Genomic DNA, 5,523 nt, shown 5'->3' on the forward strand with positions numbered 1-5,523 from the left:
CACGAACTCGTTCACGGCGGCGCTACGGGCCGCGCTGCGCGAGGACCCGGACATCGTGCTCATCGGCGAGATGCGCGACCTGGAGACGATCGAGTCCGCGCTCCGGATCGCCGAGACCGGGCACCTCACCTTCGCGACGCTGCACACCAACTCGGCGGCGCAGACGATCAACCGCATCATCGACGTGTTCCCCGCCCACCAGCAGGGGCAGATCCGGACGCAGCTCTCGCTGGTGCTCGAGGGGATCGTCTGCCAGACGCTGCTGCCGCGGGCCGACGGGAAGGGGCGCGCGCTCGCGATGGAGATCATGGTGCCGACCCCCGCCATCCGGAACCTGATCCGCGACGACAAGATTCATCAGATCTACTCGTCGATGCAGACCGGGCAGGACAAGGCGGGCATGCAGACGATGAACCAGTCGCTGGCGACGCTGTGTCACCGCCGGATGATCTCGCTCGACGCGGCGCTGAGCGCGTCGTCGATGAAGGAAGAGCTCCAGGAAATGATCGCCCGCGGCGCCGGCGTGGTGCAGGGCGCGGGCGCGGGACGGGCCATGCCGCCGCGGCCGATGCCGCAACGCTAGAGGGGTTATGCCGACATTTGCCTTTACGGGCCGGACGCGGGCGGGGGAGACGATCACCGGCGAGCGGACCGCCGACACCATGGACGCGGCGGTCGCCGCGCTGCGCCGCGAGCAGATCATGGTGACGAAGATCGACGCCGCGAAAGGGAAGGCCGCGTCGCCGGCCGCCGAGAAGAAGGGCGGGGGCTCCCTCAACAAGGGGGTCGCCGCCAAGAGCCTCGCGATCTTCACGCGCCAGTTCTCCGTCATGATCGACGCCGGGCTGCCGCTCGTGCAGTGCCTCGAGATCCTCGGCAAGCAGGAGCCCGACAAGAACTTCTCGGCCGTCATCCTCGCGACGCGCGAGGCGGTGGAGGGGGGCGCCTCCCTCGCCGACGCGATGAAGAAGTACCCGAAGACGTTCGACCCGCTGTTCACCAACATGATCGCGGCGGGCGAGGCGGGCGGCATCCTCGACACCATCCTGAAGCGCCTCGCGGTGTTCATCGAGAAGAACGTCAAGCTGAAGGGCGAAGTGAAGTCCGCGATGACCTATCCCATCGCGATCCTGATCATCGCCGCGCTGGTCGTCGCCGCGATTCTCTGGAAGGTCATCCCGACGTTTGCCGCGATGTTCGAAGGGCTCGGCGCGGAGCTGCCGATGCCGACGCGGGTGGTCATCGCGGCCTCGAACGGGATCGTGGCCTACGGCTGGCTCATCGTGCTCGTGCTCGCCGGCCTCGGCTACGCGATCCGGCAGTACTACGGGACGGAGGCCGGGCGGCACACGATCGACGCGATCCTGCTGAAGACGCCCGTGCTGGGCGACATCCTGCGGAAGGTCGCGGTGGCGCGGTTCTGCCGCACCCTGTCGACGCTGCTCAGTTCGGGCGTGCCGATCCTCGACGGCCTGGACATCACGGCCAGGACGTCGGGCAACGCCATCATCGAGGACGCGATCCAGGTCACGCGGACCAGCATCGAGCGCGGCGAGACGATTGCCCAGCCGCTGAAGGACACCAGGGTGTTCCCGTCGATGGTGGTGCAGATGATCAGCGTCGGCGAGACGACGGGGGCGCTCGACACGATGCTGGCCAAGATCGCGGACTTCTACGAGGAGGAAGTGGACAGCGCGGTGGCGGGGCTCCTGACGCTGCTCGAGCCGATCATGATGGCGGTCCTCGGCGGCGTCGTGGGCGGCATCGTCATCGCGATGTACATGCCGATCTTCTCGATGATCAGCAAGCTGACGTAGGAACCATGGCGACAGGACTCCGGCGCACGCTGCTCTGGGTGATCACGGCGCGGGCCGCGCTGATCACGATCGTGCTCGGGTCAGCGATCCTGGTGCAGGTGAAGGCGCCGGGGTCGGTCGCCGTCGATCCGTTCTTCGCGCTCATCGGCCTCACCTACGCCCTGACGGTCGTCTACGCCGTGACGCTCGCGCAGGCGGAGCGGCACGCGTGGCTCGTGGACCTGCAGTTTGCGGTCGACGCGTTCGTCATCTCGTCCATCGTCCACCTGACGGGCGGCATCACGAGCTACTTCTCGTCGCTCTACGTGCTGCCGGTCATCGCCGCGAGCGCGACGCAGTACATCCGCGGCGGGATCACGGTGGCGGTGTTCAGCGCGCTGATGTTCGGGGGGCTCGTCGTGTCGCAGTACGCGAGCCCGTTCGGCCCGATCGTGCCCTGGTCGGTGGACCCGGAGGCGATCCTGCCGCCGCTGCGCCTGGCGCTGTTCACGCTCGGGTTGAACATGTTCGGGTTCTTCGCGGTCGCGATCCTCGGCGGCTACCTGGCCGAGTCCGCGCGCCGCGCCGACGTGCGCCTCAAGCAGGCGTCCACCCGGATCGCCGACCTGGAGGCGTTCAACGCGCACGTCATCGAAAGCCTGACGAGCGGCCTGCTCACGATGGACGCGCGCGGCCGGGTCATGTCGTTCAACCGCGCGGCGGAGCTGATCAGCCGCATCGCGGCGGCCGACGCCATCGGCGCCGACGCGGGAGAGCTGCTGCAGATGCCGGCGGAGTGGCGCGCGGCGCTCGCGCGCGGCCTGGACGAGGGGCGCCTCCTGCGCGCCGAGTACGGGTTCGAGACGCGCGACGGCCGCCATATCGAGGTCGGCGCGAGCATGGCCGTGCTCGTCGGGCCCGGGGGCCCGGCAGGCTACCTGTTCACGTTCCAGGACGTGACGGACATGAAGAAGCGCGAGCGCGAGGCCCGCGTCCAGCAGCGGCTGGCCGCGGTGGGGGAGATGGCCGCCGGCATCGCGCACGAGATCCGCAACCCGCTCGCGTCGATGTCCGGCTCGATCCAGGTGCTGCGCGACGAGCTGACGCTCTCGGCCGAGCAGGAGCAGCTCATGGACATCGTGCTGCGCGAGTCGGAGCGCCTGAACGACACGATCAAGAACTTCCTCGCCTACGCGCGGCCGCAGCGCACCACGCTGCAGCGGATCGACCTGCGGACGCTCGTCGACGAGACGGCGGTCCTGCTCCGGAACTCGTCGGAACACCGCGAGCAGCACCGCATCGTCGTCGACGTGCCGCCCGAGGAGGTGCCGTTCCTCGGCGACGAGTCGCAGCTGCGGCAGGTGGTGTGGAACCTGGCGACCAACGGCCTGCGCGCGATGCCGCATGGCGGTACGCTCACCCTCTCGGTCGCCTCCGATCCGCACGACGCGGCGCACGTGCCGATGGCGGTCCTGCGGGTCCGCGACGAAGGCATCGGGATCCCGCCGGAGGAGATCGACCGCGTCTTCCAGCCGTTCCGCGGCGCGTTCGCCCGCGGCAGCGGGCTCGGCCTCTCCATCGTCCACCGCATCGTCACCGACTACGCCGGCCGGATCGACGTGGCCTCCGCCCCGGGCGCCGGGACGAGGGTCGAAGTGCGGCTGCCGGGGAGGGGGGTGGAGGTGGTGAATGTGTAGGGGGGGTGGCCACCGGCCACTGATATGACGATCGTCCTGGACGCCGATGCCCCCGTGACCGCGCCGCCGACGGCGCGCATTCTCGTCGTGGACGACGAACGGTCCATGCGCGAGCTGCTGGCGATCGTCCTCAGACGCGAGGGGCACGACGTGCTGCTGGCGGAGAACGGCCGCACGGCGATCGACATGCTCGAGAAGGAGTCGGTGGAGCTGCTGATCTCGGACGTGAAGATGCCCGACCTCAGCGGCGTGCAGGTGCTCGCGGCCGCGCAGCGCGCGAACCCGGACATCATCGGGATCATGATCACGGCCTTCGCGACGACCGAGACGGCCGTCGAGGCGCTGCGGCTCGGCGCGTACGACTACGTGAGCAAGCCCTTCAACGTCGACGAGCTGAAGCTGAAGGTGCGCAAGGCGCTCGAGCGCCGGCGGCTGCAGCAGGAAAACGTGCTGTTGAAGCGCGCCCTGCAGGAGACGCATCAGTTCTCGAACATCATCGGCCGCAGCCCGCTGATGCAGGCGGTCTTCCAGCTGATTCACACGATCGCGCCGACCAACAGCACGGTCCTCGTCACGGGGGAGTCCGGGACCGGCAAGGAGCTGGTGGCCCGCGCCATCCACTTCAACTCGGGGCGCAGGGACCGGCCGTTCGTGGCGCTCAACTGCGGCGCGCTGCCCGAGACGCTGCTCGAGTCGGAGCTGTTCGGCCACGTGCGCGGCGCCTTCACCGGCGCCGACGCCAACAAGAAGGGGCTCATCGAGGTCGCCGAGAAAGGCACGATTTTCCTCGACGAGATCGGCGAGATGTCCCCGATGGTCCAGGTGAAGCTGCTGCGCGTCCTGCAGGAGCGGAAGTTCAGGCGCCTCGGCGGCACGGAGGAGATCGAGGCGGACATCCGGATCATCGCCGCCACCAACCGGGACCTCTCGAAGCTGGTCGCCGAGGGGAAGTTCCGCGAGGACCTGTTCTACCGGATCAACGTCATTCCCGTGCGGCTGCCACCGCTGCGCGACCGGCTGGAGGACATCCCGCTGCTGGCCGAGCACTTCCTGGCGAAGTACGCGTCGCAGATCGGACGGCCGATTTCAGGCATCTCGCCGGAGGCGCTCCGCAAGCTACAGGCCTACCCGTGGCCCGGCAACATCCGGGAGCTGGAGAACGCGGTGGAGCGGGCGGTCGCGCTCGAGACCGGCACGCTCATCAGCGCCGCGAGCCTGCCGGAGCACGTGCTGTCAGGCCTGCCGGCCGCCGTGAACGGCAACGGTGCCGAGGCGCTTCCGGCCACCGGCTTCGATCTGGAGCGGCACGTCGAGGACATCGAGCGCGAGTACATCGCCGAGGCGCTGCGCCGCGCCGGCGGAGTCAAGAGCCGCGCGGCCGAACTGCTCGGCATGAGCTTCCGCTCGTTCCGCTATTACATGAAGAAGTACAACCTCGGGTGAGCCACGGCAGTTGACAGTTTTTGTCAATCTGAGCCTGACAATTTACGTCAATCGCGCGAGATTGGAGGGGCCCAACGGGTAAGTTTCTGCGGCGACAAACTCACTCAAACACAACGCAAACAAGCGCTTAAGCTCCTGAGAGCGATCCGCAGAGCTTGCTGGCACTGCCATTGCTCACAGTCGGCGCGTGGCTGCCGGGCCGAGATCCCGGCAACCACATCCAAACGAGTTTGAAGGAGCAGAACATGAAGATTCGCGACAGCAAGGGCTTCACGCTCATCGAGCTGCTGATCGTCGTGGCGATCATCGGCATCATCGCGGCAATCGCCGTCCCCGGCCTGCTGCGCGCGCGGCAGTCGGGCAACGAGGCGTCGGCCATCGGGTCCATGCGCGCCATCAGCTCGGCGCAGACGACCTTCTCGTCCACCTGCGGAGGCGGCGGATACGCTGACACGCTGGCGGCGCTCGCAACCGCCCCGACGAGCGGCGTGCCTTTCATCAGCCCGGACCTCTCGACGGGCACGAAGAGCGGTTACACCGTCGGCGTTGACGGCCCGGGCACCCAGGTCCTCGCGGCGGCACCTACC

The 5,523-nt window shown here is 68.4% G+C and carries 5 protein-coding genes; all 5 read left to right on the plus strand.

Translation table 11 applies throughout. The annotated features are described in order from the left end of the window. Positions 1 to 583, plus strand: a 583-nt coding sequence (tadA, locus tag HYU53_19230; GenBank protein ID MBI2223328.1) for a Flp pilus assembly complex ATPase component TadA, incomplete at its 5' end; no start/stop codon positions are given. Positions 584 to 590: 7 nt separating this feature from the next. Next, positions 591 to 1,817: a type II secretion system F family protein gene (locus tag HYU53_19235; GenBank protein MBI2223329.1), complete on the plus strand. Its 1,227-nt coding sequence runs from the start codon at positions 591 to 593 to the stop codon at positions 1,815 to 1,817. Positions 1,818 to 1,822: 5 nt separating this feature from the next. After that, complete coding sequence (locus HYU53_19240) at positions 1,823 to 3,493, plus strand: PAS domain-containing protein (protein ID MBI2223330.1); 1,671 nt, start codon at positions 1,823 to 1,825, stop codon at positions 3,491 to 3,493. A gap of 24 nt (positions 3,494 to 3,517) precedes the next feature. Then, entirely contained in the window at positions 3,518 to 4,936 is a 1,419-nt protein-coding gene (locus HYU53_19245) for a sigma-54-dependent Fis family transcriptional regulator (protein ID MBI2223331.1), read from the plus strand. Positions 4,937 to 5,187: 251 nt separating this feature from the next. Beyond that, positions 5,188 to 5,523 (plus strand): prepilin-type N-terminal cleavage/methylation domain-containing protein (locus HYU53_19250; protein MBI2223332.1); only part of this gene is annotated, 336 nt, incomplete at its 3' end.

This window comes from Acidobacteriota bacterium (genome assembly GCA_016184105.1).
GTDB lineage: Bacteria > Acidobacteriota > Vicinamibacteria > Vicinamibacterales > 2-12-FULL-66-21 > JACPDI01.